The sequence below is a fragment of the Sedimentisphaera salicampi genome, assembly GCF_002117005.1.
GTDB classification, from domain to species: Bacteria; Planctomycetota; Phycisphaerae; order Sedimentisphaerales; family Sedimentisphaeraceae; genus Sedimentisphaera; species Sedimentisphaera salicampi.
Map to the genome: position 1 here is coordinate 535,382 of NZ_CP021023.1, position 15,607 is coordinate 550,988.

Sequence of the window (15,607 nt, forward strand, 5' to 3'; positions counted from 1 at the left end):
TTAATTCAACATACTTTTGATGCCAATTTCTTTCGTACTTCCGCTGTAGCGTACTTCTGAGGCATCCTGCTGCGGAAAAGAAATCCCTGTCCCAGCACCTTTCTTAACAGGAACTATTTTGAAAGTTCTATTTTCAAGCATACCGGGATAACTGCCTTTTCTGCGGCCAATTATCAATTTCTCCGAATTGTCCTGCCAAGAAAAATCAATGGTAGAATATACTCCCTTTTCATAGTTATAACTATCCCCCTGATCCTCATAGAGGGTAAAGCTTGTGTCATCTCCTGCGTATATACGCAGCTCAATTTCGGAAGCGGGTTTGTGTCCCACATACTGCATTTTCGGTCCCAATGGAATAATCGAGCCTCGCCGAACAAAAAGCGGGATCCTGTTGATTGAAGCATCAGCAACAATTGCCTGACCCGCAGAATACTTTTCCCCAGTCCAGAAGTTATACCATTCACCTTCACCTGGAAGATAGACATTTCGAGATTCGGCATCTTTGCTCACTACCGGGCAAACCATAATTGAAGGGCCAAACATATATTGATCTGATATTTCGTAAACCTTTCTGTCCTTTGGGAAATCCATAATGAGCGGTCGCATCATAGTGTATCCGTTGTTTGTAACCTTCCATGAAACGGAATATATATACGGCAGAAGGCGATATCTGAGATTGATGTATCTTACAAGTATTTCCTGCGAAGCTTCATCGAATCTCCAGACCTCTTTTCCATTGCCAGTACCATGGACACGAAACATTGGGCAGAATGCCCCATATTGAAACCATCTTACAAAAAGCTGCTGATACTCAGGGTCTTTGGGGTCTCCGCCAAAAAAGCCGCCTATATCTGTATTCCAATATGGAATACCAGTTGCGGCAAAATTAAGGCCGGCAGGGATCTGTTTTTTTAATACATCCCATGTCCCCTGCACATCTCCGGACCAGGCAACAACACCATTACGCTGCTGTCCTGTATAAGCTGCTCTTGCAAGAATATAAACTCTCTTGGAAGGCATTGAGTTTCGCTGCCCCTTGTAAACACCCGAAGTATGCAACAGCGGATAAGCATTGTAAACCTCTGCCCCAATTCCTTGAGCTGTATTCAGTTTGTTCATCTCTCCCCAATCGCCGCCAAGCTCTGCCTCACAGGCATCAAGCCACCAGCCGTCAAAGCCAATTTTGCCGAGCTGCTCATAAATCTGATTCCAATACAATTCACGCCCTTTGGGATTGAATGGGTCATACCATTTTGTCTTGCCCGCAGGATAAACATTATCATAAACAGGGGCATATACAGCTCCTGCTTTCTCAAGCTCAGCTAAATTCTCTGTTTCCAGATCGAAACGAGGCCATACAGATATTATAGTATGGGCATTAAGATTATGAATCTTTTCGACCATTGCAGCAGGATCTGGATAACGCTCTGAAGCAAATTTATGGCTTCCCCATTGACCATTCGGCCAGTACTGCCAATCCTGTATAATTCCATCAAGAGGTATTTCAAGCTCGCGGTATTTCTCAAGAATTTCAAGAAGCTCCTGCTGAGATTTGTAACGTTCCTTGCATTGCCAAAATCCCCACGACCATTTCGGAAACAAAGGCGCCTGACCTGTAAGATTACGGTATTTCTTAACAGATTTGTCAGGCTGGGGGCCGTAAATAAAGCAGTAATCAACTCCATCTCCAGCTTTTGAAGACCAGCTGGTTACAGGTTCCTGAGGCACCTGCCAACTAAGGCGGACAGCAGCATCAAACTCTCCTTGAAAATATTCCATTTTTATTCTGTGCCTGCCTTTATCAAGCTGTATATTTGCAGGAAATTGAGTTTCGGGCTGAGTCTGCCATTGGTCTGTAATCATTTTCCCATCAATCCATAGCCTAACACCATCATCTGCAGATGGAATAATTGAATATTCACCAGCTTTCGTAACTTCAATCCAGCCTGTCCAGCGAATGCTGTAATTATTGCGGCTCATTCCTTTGGGAGGTTTCGAAGACCAGTTAAAATCGATCTTTGAGTCTATTCTGCTAAAAACCAATTCTTCAAAATTTCTACCTTTGAAATATTCCCCTTTCAGTCCTACTTTTCGACCCTTTGGCGAGAGAAGTTTTTTTTGGGGAATAACTTCCTCCAAGCCTACACCAAAATTGACTTTGGTAACTGCCGGATTATCCCAAATCATCATATAACCTTTTGAGGAAAGTACCACCGGCACTGCAATCTCCTTGTTCTTTTGCTGAAGAACAATCGAATGCCCCGAATAATTCATTACACCATTCTGATGCTGGCCAAGCCCGTAAAGAGCCTCTTTGTGGTCAAAATTAAATTTCTGTTCGATAAGATTTGTTTGATAAGAACCAATTGAAAAATCAGTTATGGTGGTACCGTTGTTTTTTTCTGAAAGCAGGGTATTGCCGGCATTGTCAAAAAATCTTACTCTGCCGGTTGATTTATCTACTGTGATTTTAAGCGATTCGGTTTGTACTACTGACTTCCCATCTTCAGTATTGAGATGCCAATCAGCGAATTTTGGCTCAGCTTTAATTGCAAGACTGTCAAAGGAAGTTTCTTTAATAGCGTTGGAATGAATTACACGAACAACACAATCATCAAAAAATTCCAGCTTTGTAATACCTTTATTCGTGTGGATTGTAATGCCGGATGAATCTTTCTCGATACCGTTGGTATCCTCTGCTGGTAAACAAATTGAAGCAAAAAAACTTAACAAAATAAAAATTGCTTTAGGTAATTCTTTTCTAAACATCATAATTCTAACTCTAAAACATAGTCATATTAGTAATAAAAGCCGACAAATTTGCATGTATAAACTGGACATATCTAACTCCACATATAAGCAAATATGCAGAAGTCTTTATAATCAATAGCCCCGCTTGAATCAAAATCTATTGCAAGGCAGCCTTTTTCATCTTCCCCAGCAGGGCAAACAAAGAGCCACCAATGCGCGAGAGAACGCAAAACCTGCATCCGTTCATCCTCGCCTGGGAGGTTTTCTATCTGCTCTTGAGAAAGGCCGTAGTTGTAAATTCTAAAATCATCGATTTTGCCGTTAAAGCAGGGATCGGAATTCCACATACTCTTGCCTATATAGCAGTAAGGCTGGGCAAAAAGCGGGTCAACAAGGCTCACTTGCTTCTGATCCTCCGGCTCGGCGTTTACGTAGAGAGTTGCGGTGTCTCCTTTGAGCGAAACGGCCAGATGAGTCCACTTGTTTACGGGCATTTCCGGCCCGCGGAGATAATAGCAGGCATCGCCTTCATAATTGCCCCATTTTGTAGTTGTGAGTCCAAACTGAACCCCTCCATTGCCGGAAACTGTAAGAAATATAGACTTTTCAATCTCAGAGCCAAAATCAAACACACGCTGCCAGTCTCCCCCGCCGCGCCAGTAAACCCATGCTGAAACGGTAATATCCTGATAATTGCCCGCTCCTGCGGGGAGTTTGACGTACTGATTTTTGCCGTTCAGATCAATTGCTTTAGAACTATTAACGCCTGAAGTGAAGCCCGGCAGGCCGTCTTCTGCCCCGCAGAGTTTGGCGTCTTTGCTGCCTGCAAGATCTTTCACATCACCTTCAAAGGTATAATGAGCGGCCAGTTCCTGCGAAACACGCAGAGGCTCACTTTGCAGATTCTCAGATGACCGTACAGCCTCCACGATATAATAATACGTCTTGCCGTTTTCGACGCTTGTGTCCTTAAAATACAAGTCTGGCGGGTTAACCCTTCCAAGCTCATTGAAACCGGAATCAGGGGTTTCAGAGCGTTTTATGATATAGCTCTCTGACCCTGCAGAGCCCCACCAGTGCAGCGTAATCTCGTTATTGCTCCAATTTGCTCTCAGCCCTGCAGGAGGTGTTTCAGAAGCCTGAGGCTCTTTTGTGAATGTAAGCGTTCCAAGGCCGAACCAATCCACCTGGGAGGGATGGAGACCTGTATCCGGCCAAGGCTCGGGTCTTAATTGCTCTGCCGCCCTTTTGCTCCAAGGTGCGGCAATGCCCTTCTGCTTTTCATAATGATTGTAAACCAGCTCATACTGATAGTATCCGCCGAGCCCTCTTCCCGCGCTGGAAACTGAACCTTCGGTATATCCCATATCGCAGTTCTGATGGCGGGTGTAGGGAACGTTGTGGCCGAGGTTGTATTTTGCATTGTATTCAAATGCTCTAAGCACGCGGTTATTGTCATAACCGAAAAGATCATCGCCCTGATTCCAGGCAATTTTGCAGAGCATAGCCATAAAGTACCAACCGCCGAGATTGTGCCCTTGGTCTCTTCCAGCCTCTTCCCCCTGGCCGAGCCCGTTTGGATGGATATACCAAGCCGCCCGCTCAACTCTTCCGTTGCCAGGTCCGTATTTAAAAAAGTCTAAGGCCTGCTCATAAACAGCCCTGTTATCGCAAAGTACGCCAATAGCTGCCATAGAGGCCATATTTGCAGTATCCCAGTTCAGGCGGTAATGCGTATTTCCGCCCTCACGCCAGAACGTATCGTGATGACGCCACAGGAAATCAAGGTTTTCGGGGTAGAACACACGCATCATCATATCCTTGTAAGCCTTCTTATCTTCATCTTCCCAGCCAGGATAAGAGCTGAGCAGATCACCTGAGGCAGCAAATAAAAATCCGCATATACCTGCCGCTAAAGACCTGTTGGAATTTCCTTGCAGACCAATCAAATCAGACCAGACATTTGCTATATGCACTGCCCTGTCTGCGTAAGCTGTATCACCTGTAATGTGCCATCTGAGGGCCTGAGTATAGATCAGATGGGCATCCTGCTGGCAACGCGTGTAATTATCGCTCGCTCCGCCTCGGGAGATGTAGTCAACGTTATAAGCAGGCCAGCCGAAATTGTTGTATGGGCTGCTGAGAAGCATATTCCAGCCTGAAAGCCAAGGCTGCTCTTCAGCATCCACTTTCTCTTTCATTAAATTGAGCTCTTCCTTACTGTGAAGTGCAGATGGATGTTCAAACCCTGTCGGGGGAAAGCTTAGGGCAGTCATATCGGCAGCAAAAGTATGGTCTCCATCAAGAAAGGTAACCTCGTTCCCGGAATGATGATATGCGCGTCCAGACTGATAAGAATCGCTTTTAGTTCCAAGCCATTCGAAAAAGTTGGAGCTTCCGTTGCCAATCGCAATCTCAAATCCGTACACAGCATTGGGCTGGAGAATAGTAGTAAATGGAAGATGGAAGGTAATGTAAGTACCCGGCCCGTTGCTGCTCTGACCATTGCCCGGATTATCAAGACCGCCCGCTTTGAAAAGCTGACTTGTTATAACCTTTCGGCTGCTGCCTTCAATCCTCGCTATCGTAAGGATTATCGGCCCGTTTTTTTCTCTCAGATCCCAGAAAACTTGATCACCGTCCTCTGCGACATTATTTGAATAGCCGGCCATCTGAACGGTAATGGAATTAAGCCTGTAGCCGTGGGCTGAACTTGCTGTGGTGAAAGCTTGACCTTGAATGGGCTGATTGTTTGCAACATAGGTGAAGCTGTCGTTTGCCGTGCCGTTATCAGTGCCTCCGCTTGAATTATTCCCGGATCCGCCGATATTCCCTGCATCGAAATCCGCCCCTGAGAAATTGGCCTCGCTTTGCGGGCTCATCTGCGGGCGGGAATCGGAGTATTCCATCTTAGAATTGAACCAAATCTGATGAGCAAAAGAACTGCCACACAAAACCAGCATTGTAAATAATGCTAAAGCTGAATTTAATCCAAATCCAGCGCACAACGAAAAATCCCATTTACGCGGTAATATTTTCATCATAACCCCTCGATGAAAAATTTTCATAACTATTTGCCGGCTGTAAGGAAAATCATAACCATAATTCTGTAAAAAGCCGGATTGAATCTAATACTCTATAATTCTAATCATTGGGATTTAGTGTAAGAAATTACAGATAATAGTCAAGCAGAGCTAATTGACACATCTTTGGCTTCTTTTAAAATCACCGAAAATATTCTAAAGAGATAAAGGATTAATATGAACAGCACACACAAACACCAGCACGGTGGGAAATCATCCGAACTTATCGTTGATACAGAAACGGTTTTAGAGCTTCTTGATATTACTCCCGGCCAGAGCATACTTGATGCCGGCTGCGGGAACGGATATATGACCAAACTCTTCTCCGAACTCACCGGAATTGAAGGGAAGGTTTATGCGATAGATGCTCACGAGAATTCAATCGAGAATCTCAAGTCCGAATTCAGCGCAGAAAATACAGAAGTGCATCTTGCAAGCATTACAGAAAGGATGCCGATTGAAGACGCTTCAGTGGATTTGGTGTATCTATCGAACGTATTTCACGGATTTACAGACGGGCAAATCAGCAGTTTCAAGAAGGAAACATCGCGAATTTTAAAACCATCAGGCAGACTTGCTGTTTTGGAATTCAAGAAGGAAGATACAGGTTTCGGCCCGCCATTGAATATTCGATATACCCCGGAAGAACTGGAAAAAGCGGTTGGAATGAAAGCTGAGATCTGTTCACCCGCCGGCAGCTTCAACTACCTCTCTGTTTTCAGATTTGAATAATACTGCCGCAATTAGGAGTCATACGGCAATCACATACCGTTCGTGCGGAATGCCTGCGGCAGAGCTTCGATTATATCCGATGATATCATAGCAGCTGTTCCGCATTTATCCTCTGCAATGTCTCCCGCCGCTCCGTGCAGATAAACGGCCAGAATTGCTGCGTCGAATGCGTTTCTGAGCTGATCTTCATCAGCCTGATTTCTCTGCATCTGCGCCCAGAGAGCTGCTGACATACCTGTGAGCACGTCCCCGCTTCCGCCTGTGGCCATTCCGGGATTGCCTGTATTGTTTACATAGCAGTCCTCGCCGAAAGCCACAACGCTCTCAGCGCCTTTTAGCACCACAATTGTGCCGGATTCAAGCGAGAGTTCGGCAGCATTTTCGAGCCTTTCATCAGGAGAATATTCCATCGAAATAGATGCTGCAAGACGCTTCATCTCACCCGGATGAGGCGTGAGGATTATATTCGCCCTTGCCATATTCGGCCAATGCGGAATATGGATGAGGTTGTTTATCCCGTCTGCATCAATAACAATGTTGAACTCGGGCACCTTTATCAGCTCAGAAATAAGAAGCTGAAGATTTTCTCCAATTCCCAGCCCCGGCCCAACGGCTATCACATCTGCCTTCTCCGCAGAAGCGAGGACTTCATCAACAGAATCTTTGCTGAATTTACCTGTCCTGTCTGCATCAGCGGGGGTTACCATATAACACGGCTCACTAGAAGACGCTGGCAAATATGCCGGCTCTGGTACTACTAGCTCCACAAGCCCTGCTCCAGAACGCAGGGCAGCTTTCCCAGACAAAACGGGGGCTCCGGACATATTCCGTGAACCGCCAACTACAAGGCAGCGTCCGTACATATTTTTGTAGCCGTTTGAAACTCTCGGCTCAAGAAATTTTATGTTGGATATTATATTCATTCATCACTCCGCTTAAAATTCCTGTTGATTAGAGAGGCTGTATAACCGGCTGAGAAACCGTTGTCAATGTTCACTACGCTCACGCCGTTTGCGCAGCTGTTTAGCATTGTGAGAAGAGCGGACAGACCGCCGAAATTCGAACCATACCCCACGCTCGTGGGTACACCGATTACGGGCACATCTACCAACCCTGCCACAACGCTCGCAAGAGCGCCTTCCATTCCCGCTGCTACTATCACCACATTGCTCTTTCGAATGCGTTCAAGCCTGCTTAAAAGCCTATGTATCCCAGCTACGCCGACATCTGCAATAAGCTCGGCATTCTGACCCATCGCAAGGCACGTTGCAAGAGCTTCTCTTCCCACAGGCACATCTGCTGTACCCGCTGTTACGACGGATATATCTCCGTGAAGTGAATCGTAATGATCCTGCATCAGTGTAATTGTTCTACCCCTCGGATCGTAGGTAAGGTCTTCTCGCGGGCATATTTCGCTGTCCCGTACTGCCTGATAAACCGGCTCCTCTGCTCTGGTTGCCAGGATATTTACGCCAGTCTCATACAGCTTTCGAAATATCTGAACTATCTCGCCTGTGCTCTTGCCCGGGCAGTAAATCACTTCCGGAAAGCCGCATCGCACAGAGCGGTGTGTATCTATGCAGGCGTTTTCTGTGTGGACGAACGGGAGCACACGAAGCTTTTTCAAAGCATCCGCAGGGCTTATCTCACCTGAGCTTACTTTTTCAAGAATTACCTTTATTTGTGAATTTTCCATATATCCGCCAGCTTAATAATATTCAAGATTATATCCTGCAGAGCTCGGCAATGCAAGAATGGCATAATAACTTTTGAAAGAGTCTTATCAGTTACGTATTTTTAAAATATTGATTCTCATTTTCAAATGATTAGTCTTTCAGCTTTATGCTGTCTCCTGTGTCTATGATTTCGTGGAGCCTTGCTCTTGAATCAGGGCTCATAGTAGGCCTGTGAACTGCAAGCATCAGCCGGCCGTCGAAGGTTTTAAATATCATTCCATGCCCGCTGTCGTTGGTAAGCAGGGGTTTTTTCTGCTTCCATGGCCCTTTGAGCTTACCGGAGGTGCTTTCAGCGAGCCCCTGAGTATATTTGTGATTTTTCTGCCAACTCGACCAGAGCATAAGGAGCTTGCCGGCCTTTGTTCTATATAAAAAGCACCCGTCGGTTACATAAGCTCCCTTCTCTTTGTTTACTGCTCCCGCCCATGGGGCATCCGAGCCGCGGAAAAGCAATTCAGGCTGCCCAACAGTATCGGATAAATCATTTGTGAGCCTTACAGCTTCAATTGTTCCGTCGAATATCTGAACCCATTCATGGCAGTAAACCATCCAAGGGCAGCCGTCCTCGACAAAGAATGTTCCGTCTAAGGTCATCATCCCTGCGGGGAGAGTGGGCATTTTGCTCATCGGCTTGAAAGGCCCCTTGGGTGAATCGCTTACCAATACCTGCGTGCTTCTCATATGCCTTGGGCGAAGCGGCTTTCCTTTTCCTTTAACAGGCCTGTCGTTGTTATGCAGCGTAACAAAAAGATAATATTTGCCGTTGTAGATATGCACTTCAGGTGCCCATGCACCGTGTCTGGGGTTTGCCCAGCTATCGTCTGGTATCTCAATAAACTTAAACGGGCCTTCCCAGTTTTCCAAATCTTTGCTGAAGAAGGCTTTTCCGCCTGTGCTGTAGAGGTAATAGGTTTGCGTTTTCTCATCAGCAAGTATGAAGGGATCGTGGACGTGAAAATCTTCCAGCTTTAGCCCATCTTTTTGCTTCTCTGCGGATAAACCTGATGCCGCAAGCAGGATGCAAAATAAGAAATACAATTTACTGCTCATTATAACCGCCTTTCAAATACATTTATTTACCGCTTTTACAATATTAAATCGTACATACTTCTGCAAGCTTTTTCCATCGCAGAAAACAAAAAAAAGGACGCTGGAAAGAATCCTGCGTCCTTTAAATATGCGTATCTAAACCCTGCTTACTTGAGGTAAAGCATTGTATCTCTTCCGTATTTTGCATTTGAATCGAGATCTTCCGCGATTCTCAGAAGCTGATTGTATTTTGCAACACGGTCAGACCTTGAAGGAGCGCCAGTTTTTATCTGCCCGCAGCACAGAGCAACGGCCAGATCAGCGATGGTTGAGTCTTCAGTTTCACCTGAACGGTGGCTCATTACCGCAGTATAGCCGTGGAGCTGGGCAAGCTTAACAGCGTTAATGGTTTCAGTGAGCGTGCCAATCTGATTTACCTTAATCAGGATTGAGTTTGCAGCACCCATCTCGATACCCTTTGCGAGCCTGTTTGTATTGGTAACGAAAAGATCATCACCAACAAGCTGGCACTTATCTCCGCAGTCTGCAGTGAATTTCTTCCAGCCTTCCCAGTCTTCTTCAGCGAGTCCGTCTTCGATCGAAACGATCGGATATTTATCGATCCAAGCAGCCCAGTGAGCTGCCATTTCTTCGCCTGTCATCTTTTTGTCAGGATTGCTCTTGAAAAAAGTGTAGGTGTTGTCTTTCTCGTTCCACATCTCTGTTGAAGCAGGGTCAAGAGCTATTGCTACCTGTTCGCCGGGTTTGTAGCCGGCCTTTTCTATAGCTTCCACGATTACCTCGCAGGCCTCTTCGTTGCTCTTGAGAGAAGGAGCGAATCCGCCCTCATCGCCAACAGCAGTATTATAGCCGCGGCTTGCGAGAACCTTCTTAAGCGTATGGAAAACCTCTGCACCCATCTGGAGAGCCTGCTGGAAGCTCTCAGCACCAACCGGCATAGCCATAAATTCCTGAAAGTCAACATTGTTGTCTGCGTGTTCGCCTCCGTTGAGGATATTCATCATAGGAACAGGCAATGTGCTTGCGTTTGACCCGCCGATATAGCGGTAGAGCGGGAGCCCCGCACTCTCAGCAGCAGCCTTGGCGTTTGCAAGAGAAACACCGAGAACTGCATTAGCACCGAGCTTCGTCTTGTTTTCCGTGCCGTCAAGTTCGAGCATCGTTTTATCGAGGGTTTCCTGATCCATCGCATTCATACCAACCAGCTCAGGAGCGATGATCTCGTTTACATTATTAACAGCCTTGAGAGTCCCTTTACCAAGATAACGGTCTTTATCGCCGTCGCGGAGCTCGCAGGCCTCAAACGCTCCTGTTGAAGCGCCGCTTGGAACTGACGCACGCCCCATAGAGCCGTCATCTAGCAGTACATCAACCTCAACTGTCGGGTTGCCGCGAGAATCAAGGATCTCACGCCCTCTTACATCTACTATAGTTGCATACATTGCACTTTTCCTTTCGTTTTATGCATTATTATTAAGCTGTTTTTACATTAAAAGCAGAAACAGCGCTCAGTGTAATAAAGGGCAGAGATAAGTCAAGTAAAAGCAAGATTGGAACCCGCATTTTGGAGGGCTGAATATCTGAAGCTGTAAATAAAAAACTTGACCAAAAGTTAGTTTCTATATAATTAAAAACATATTAAAGGCAGGAAAGATGCCTGCCAGATTAAATACCTGCTGTTTTGAAAATTTGGCAGATCGATTACTAATGAATCGTTTAAGATAAAAGAAACAGACAATCAATATGCCGGCAAGTCTCAAATGGGATTCTGCTGGTTTTTTGTGCGCCGCCGGATTTGAAAATGAAGGCATAATGAGCCGAAAAAAGCAACTGCTTATGCAAAAGACCTTTAAAGCCCAGAAGAAAAATGAAGATAATAATAACAGGCCCAAAATGCAGCGGCAAAAGCACTATAGGTGCTGAAGCTGCTAAAAGACTTGAAATACCCTTTTATGAGACAGACGGGATAATTGAAGAGCTTTACAGCCGTGAGCACAATGATAAGCTCAACTTCTATGAAATATGCGAAAAGCTGGGCGAAGCGGCCTTTCGAGAATACGAAAAACGTGCTGTTAAAGAAGCTGCAGAGCTGGACTGGTGCATCATTTCTGTAGGCGGGTCAACCCTGATGGACTCTGATTCAAGAAGGCTTCTTAGGGACGATTCTGTTATCGTACTCCTAAAGGCTGATTTGGACATCCTTTGGGAAAGGCTTAAAAACAGAGGCAGCTCTATATATTTCAGCCGCCCTTCTCCTGAAGACTATTTCAGGGATGTTGCAAACAAGAAGATTGAGGCAATAGAGCCTTTTGCAGATGTAACAATTGATGTCTCTGATGATAAAGACAATCCGGGCAAATTCATAAGCGCTGTTACAGATTACTTTGCGGTGCTTTCGAAATCCCCGAATACCCAAGGCCAGGTCATCCGCTCTACTACCTTCGGGGAGAGCCACGGCGATGCGGTAGGTGTGGTTCTCGACGGGCTAAAACCCGGAATTGAGTTTTCTGCTGAAGATATTCAGTCGGAGCTTGACCGCCGCCGTCCAGGCCAAAGCAGCGTTTCAACACCCAGAAGCGAGAAGGATAAAGTTAGAATTCTATCGGGCGTGTTTGAAGGAAAAACCACCGGCACGCCAATAGCAATGATCATCGAAAACAAAGATCAGGATTCTACAAAGTACGACATTATCAAACATCTGTTCCGCCCTGGGCATGCAGATTTCACGTTCTGGAAGAAATACGGCATCAGAGATCACAAAGGCGGAGGCAGGTCTTCCGGGAGGGAAACTGCCGGAAGGGTCGCTTCAGGAGCAACTGCTAAGAAAATACTCTCAGAGCGAGGTGTAAAAATAACTGCCTCCAGCGCCGAGATTGGCGGAGTAAAGTCAAGCAGTTATAATGAAAATGATATAGAAGCAAATCCTGTTCGCTGCGCAGATAAAGATGCAGCTGAAAAAATGCAGCAGGCGATTATGGATGCCCTCAAAAACGGCGATTCACTAGGCGGGATTGTGGAGCTGAGGATTTCCGGCGCACCTGCGGGACTTGGAGATCCGGTTTTCGGCAAACTCGATGCAAGGCTTGCTGGAGCATTGTTCTCTCTCGGGGCAGTTAAGGGTTTAGAGTTTGGAGACGGTTTTGAAGCTGCTCGAAGCTTGGGAAGCGAATTCAATGATCAAATGAAGGATAATGATTTCCAAACAAATCATGCAGGCGGAGTGCTGGGGGGCATTTCTACAGGGCAGGATATTCTGATAAGGCTTGCCGTGAAACCGACTCCTTCAATATCCCGGCAGCAGGAAACAGTGGATATAGAAGGTCGATCCGAAAAGATCAAGATTGAAGGCCGGCACGACCCTTGCATTGTGCCGAGGATTATTCCTGTAGTTGAATCAATGGCTGCGCTTGTATTGCTGGACTGCTGGGAGATTCAACAAAGGCTGAGATCCGATATATAATCTGGCTTGAATTAAACGGGTATGCAGCTGTTAGGAATAAGAAAAGAGTCGGCTTAACTTTTATCTTAGAAGCTGAGGCTGATTTATAGAAAGGGTTAATATGAGAAAGTGGATCGTACTAGTTGCAGGCGTCTTGATGCAGTCAGTATTGGGCGGGGTTTATGCTTGGAGCGTTTTTATACCCTCGCTAACCGAAGACTACGGGCAGAGCAACGGACAGGCCGGCATGATCTTCGGGATTAACATTGCAGTTTTCACAGTGGTTATGATTCCCTCAGGCAGACTTCTTGGAAGATTCTCTCCCCGAAAGATTGCCTTCACAGGAGCCCTGCTTTTTTCACTCGGGTATCTCACAGCATCAATCTCAGGCGGGAGCTATGCAGTGATTCTAGCAGGAATTGGAATTCTTGCTGGTGCAGGCATTGGGGCTGGATATGTTTGCCCGCTCACAGTTGGTATGAAATGGTTCCCCAACAACAAGGGGCTTGTTACGGGAGTGGTAGTTGCGGGATTCGGCGGCGGGGCAATTGCCTTAAGCTCCCTGTCAGAATATCTTCTAACCGCCCTCAATTGGAATGTGTTAGAGGTTTTTCGGCTCATTGGATACGGCTTCGGCGGGCTTGCAATCGCAGCCAGCCTGCTTCTTAAAGAGCCTGATAAGGGAGCTGTTAAGCCGAAAAGTGAGAATTTAGAGGAGAAAGACATTTCAAGCTGCCTGCTTTCAAAACCTTTTATAATGCTCTGTGCAGGGATGTTTGCAGGTACTTTCGCAGGACTTCTTGTAATAGGAAACTTAAAGCCCATTCTCCTGAGCCTCGGTCTTACAAGCGAAACTGCTACTCTTGGAATTTCAATTTTCGCTGTAGGGAACGCATCAGGACGAATTATTTGGGGACAGATTCACGATAAGTTAGGTGTACGCCCTACTGTTCTGGCCTCTCTGGGGGCTCTTGGTATCTCCGTCATTTTGTTTTTCATAGAGATGCCCGAACCCTTGCTGCTTGCAGCTACGCTGATAGTAGGCATAAACTTTGGTGCGTGCTTTGTTGTATATGCATCATCAATGGTATCACATTTCGGAACAAAACTTTTCCCAAGCCTGTACCCAATATGCTTTCTCTGGTACGGTCTTGCCGGTATCATAGGTCCAGGAGCAGGCGGCTGGATAGCTGACTCAACAGGAACTTTCACAATCGGCATAGCGGTAAGCAGTTTGATAGTTTTTGCGGCAATGGGAATCAACGCAATGGGTCTCAGATCCCCCAAACGAGCGGAAGAAACGGCTTAAATTGTAATAGAGGGTTTATTGTGAATAAAGCTGTATTTCTCGATAGAGATGGAACTCTGATTGAAGACAGAGGGCATCTCAGCTCGCCTGAAGAGGTTGTCTTCTTTGAAGAGACTTTCGACGCACTGATTAAGCTTCAGGTAAGTTTCAAGCTCTTTATTATTACATACCAGTCGGGGATTGGCAAGGGGCTGCTGGGGCAGAGAGATGTGGAATCAGTGAACGCTTATGTAAACAACACGCTGCTTGAGAAAGGCATTAAAATCACCGATACATACGTTTGCCCGCACAAAAATGAAGACTTTTGCAGCTGCAAAAAGCCAAATCCATTTTTTCTATGGAAATCAGCGGCAGATTATGGCATTAATATATTAGAGTCTTACAGTGTAGGGGACCATCCAAGCGATTACCATCTTGCTGAAGATGCCGGCGGAAAAGGAATATACGTTTTAACCGGGCACGGCATAAAGCATCTTAACGAGCTGCCCGAAAATGCATTAACTGTAAAAGATATCGGCGAAGCAGCCGATATAATACTCGCACAAAAATAATTTAAAGGAGAGCCAAGTGAAATATTTAGTTATGAGCCTTTTGATTGCAGGTTCGCTTTTTTCTGCGGAGATTAAGCCTGATAAAATTATGGTTTATAAACATACAGAGCAGACAGATCTCACAATGCACATTTTCAATCCTGAAGAACATAAAAGCGGCGATAAAACTCCCTGCATTGTATTCTTCTTTGGCGGAGGATGGGTATCCGGCAGTCCATCGCATTTCTACCAGCAAGCAGAATATCTTTCCTCAAGAGGGATGACTGCGATGTGCGCAGACTACAGGACAAAAAACAAATACGAAACATCCCCCAAGGAATGCGTGAGAGACGGAAAATCAGCGATAAGGTGGGTACGTGCGAATGCAGATGCACTCGGCGTAGACCCTAATATGATTGCAGCAGGCGGGGGAAGCGCAGGCGGGCATGTAGCCTCGGCAACGGCTGCTTTAGACGGATTTAACGAAAAAACAGACAATCTTGAAGTGAGCTGCCGCCCCAACGCACTCGTATTGTTCAATCCTGTTTTTGACAACGGCCCAAACGGCTATGGGTATGAAAGAGTGAAAGATTACTGGCGTGGTTTTTCTCCCCTTCATAACATTCATAAAGATATGCCTCAAGCAACTGTATTCCTTGGAACAAAAGATGATTTGATACCCGTTTCAACTGCTGAGACATTCAAGACAAAAATGAACAAGCTCGGCAATAGGTGCGATTTGCACACCTACAAAGGATGCGAACACGGCTTTTTCAATAAGAAGAAATTTTACGTAACCCTGTTAGAGGCGGATAAGTTTCTTACCTCTCTTGGATATCTTGAAGGCAAGCCAACGCTGAAAAAATAACGGCTTTAGGGCCGCTTACAACCAAAAACAATATTTGCGTGAATTCGTAAAACACACAAAAATTAATCTATATGACGCTTGATTTTTATTGTGATTTAAAGTATCATTA

Annotated in this window: 11 protein-coding genes; 5 read left to right on the forward strand and 6 right to left on the reverse strand. The window is 45.7% G+C overall.

Annotated elements, in window-relative coordinates:
• Together STSP1_RS02015 and STSP1_RS02020 are read right to left on the reverse strand one after the other, a co-directional pair.
• Nucleotides 1-2,733 (reverse strand): glycoside hydrolase family 31 protein, encoded by a 2,733-nt coding sequence (locus tag STSP1_RS02015; RefSeq protein WP_161491561.1) that lies wholly within the window; start codon nt 2,731-2,733, stop codon nt 1-3.
• A gap of 110 nt (nt 2,734-2,843) precedes the next feature.
• Nucleotides 2,844-5,714 carry a LamG-like jellyroll fold domain-containing protein gene (locus tag STSP1_RS02020; protein WP_161491562.1) on the reverse strand — a complete coding sequence of 957 codons (2,871 nt, stop codon included), beginning with the start codon at nt 5,712-5,714 and terminating at the stop codon, nt 2,844-2,846.
• 297 nt (nt 5,715-6,011) lie between these two features.
• Here STSP1_RS02020 and STSP1_RS02025 point away from each other — a divergent pair, with 297 nt between their 5' ends.
• Complete coding sequence (locus STSP1_RS02025) at nt 6,012-6,566, forward strand: class I SAM-dependent methyltransferase (RefSeq protein ID WP_085754753.1); 555 nt, start codon at nt 6,012-6,014, stop codon at nt 6,564-6,566.
• Between the two features lie 29 nt (nt 6,567-6,595).
• Here STSP1_RS02025 and STSP1_RS02030 read toward each other — a convergent pair whose 3' ends face one another.
• From STSP1_RS02030 to eno, 4 genes are all read right to left on the reverse strand, one after another.
• On the reverse strand, nt 6,596-7,489 hold the full coding sequence (locus tag STSP1_RS02030; RefSeq protein ID WP_085754754.1) for an NAD(P)H-hydrate dehydratase: 894 nt from the start codon (nt 7,487-7,489) through the stop codon (nt 6,596-6,598).
• A complete protein-coding gene (larB, locus tag STSP1_RS02035) occupies nt 7,486-8,262 on the reverse strand; it encodes a nickel pincer cofactor biosynthesis protein LarB (RefSeq protein ID WP_085754755.1) in 777 nt (258 codons plus the stop codon). The genes STSP1_RS02030 and larB overlap by 4 nt, the downstream gene beginning before the upstream one ends.
• 130 nt (nt 8,263-8,392) lie before the next feature.
• Nucleotides 8,393-9,352, reverse strand: coding sequence for a glycoside hydrolase family 43 protein (locus tag STSP1_RS02040; RefSeq protein WP_085754756.1), 960 nt, complete (start codon nt 9,350-9,352; stop codon nt 8,393-8,395).
• 146 nt (nt 9,353-9,498) lie between these two features.
• The gene (eno, locus tag STSP1_RS02045) at nt 9,499-10,794 is read right to left on the reverse strand and encodes a phosphopyruvate hydratase (RefSeq protein ID WP_085754757.1); all 1,296 of its coding nucleotides are present in this window, start codon (nt 10,792-10,794) and stop codon (nt 9,499-9,501) included.
• A 425-nt stretch (nt 10,795-11,219) separates the two neighbouring features.
• Here eno and aroC point away from each other — a divergent pair, with 425 nt between their 5' ends.
• The 4 genes from aroC to STSP1_RS02065 all read left to right on the forward strand — a co-directional run bounded on the left by aroC (nt 11,220) and on the right by STSP1_RS02065 (nt 15,498).
• The gene (aroC, locus tag STSP1_RS02050; RefSeq protein WP_085754758.1) at nt 11,220-12,812 is read left to right on the forward strand and encodes a chorismate synthase; all 1,593 of its coding nucleotides are present in this window, start codon (nt 11,220-11,222) and stop codon (nt 12,810-12,812) included.
• 136 nt (nt 12,813-12,948) lie between these two features.
• A complete protein-coding gene (locus STSP1_RS02055) occupies nt 12,949-14,100 on the forward strand; it encodes an MFS transporter (RefSeq protein WP_161491563.1) in 1,152 nt (383 codons plus the stop codon).
• Nucleotides 14,101-14,120: 20 nt separating this feature from the next.
• Nucleotides 14,121-14,651 carry a D-glycero-alpha-D-manno-heptose-1,7-bisphosphate 7-phosphatase gene (locus STSP1_RS02060; RefSeq protein ID WP_161491564.1) on the forward strand — a complete coding sequence of 177 codons (531 nt, stop codon included), beginning with the start codon at nt 14,121-14,123 and terminating at the stop codon, nt 14,649-14,651.
• Between the two features lie 16 nt (nt 14,652-14,667).
• A complete protein-coding gene (locus STSP1_RS02065; protein ID WP_226997495.1) occupies nt 14,668-15,498 on the forward strand; it encodes an alpha/beta hydrolase in 831 nt (276 codons plus the stop codon).
• The last annotated feature ends 109 nt before the right edge of the window (nt 15,499-15,607 follow it).

Excerpts from the sequence above, each read along its gene's own strand:
- STSP1_RS02020 (WP_161491562.1), bottom strand. The coding sequence starts at position 5,714 with ATGCTGGTTTTGTGTGGCAGTTCTTTTGCTCATCAGATTTGGTTCAAT.
- STSP1_RS02025 (WP_085754753.1), top strand. The coding sequence starts at position 6,012 with ATGAACAGCACACACAAACACCAGCACGGTGGGAAATCATCCGAACTT.
- STSP1_RS02030 (WP_085754754.1), bottom strand. The coding sequence starts at position 7,489 with ATGAATATAATATCCAACATAAAATTTCTTGAGCCGAGAGTTTCAAAC.
- larB (WP_085754755.1), bottom strand. The coding sequence starts at position 8,262 with ATGGAAAATTCACAAATAAAGGTAATTCTTGAAAAAGTAAGCTCAGGT.
- STSP1_RS02040 (WP_085754756.1), bottom strand. The coding sequence starts at position 9,352 with ATGAGCAGTAAATTGTATTTCTTATTTTGCATCCTGCTTGCGGCATCA.
- eno (WP_085754757.1), bottom strand. The coding sequence starts at position 10,794 with ATGTATGCAACTATAGTAGATGTAAGAGGGCGTGAGATCCTTGATTCT.
- aroC (WP_085754758.1), top strand. The coding sequence starts at position 11,220 with ATGAAGATAATAATAACAGGCCCAAAATGCAGCGGCAAAAGCACTATA.
- STSP1_RS02055 (WP_161491563.1), top strand. The coding sequence starts at position 12,949 with ATGCAGTCAGTATTGGGCGGGGTTTATGCTTGGAGCGTTTTTATACCC.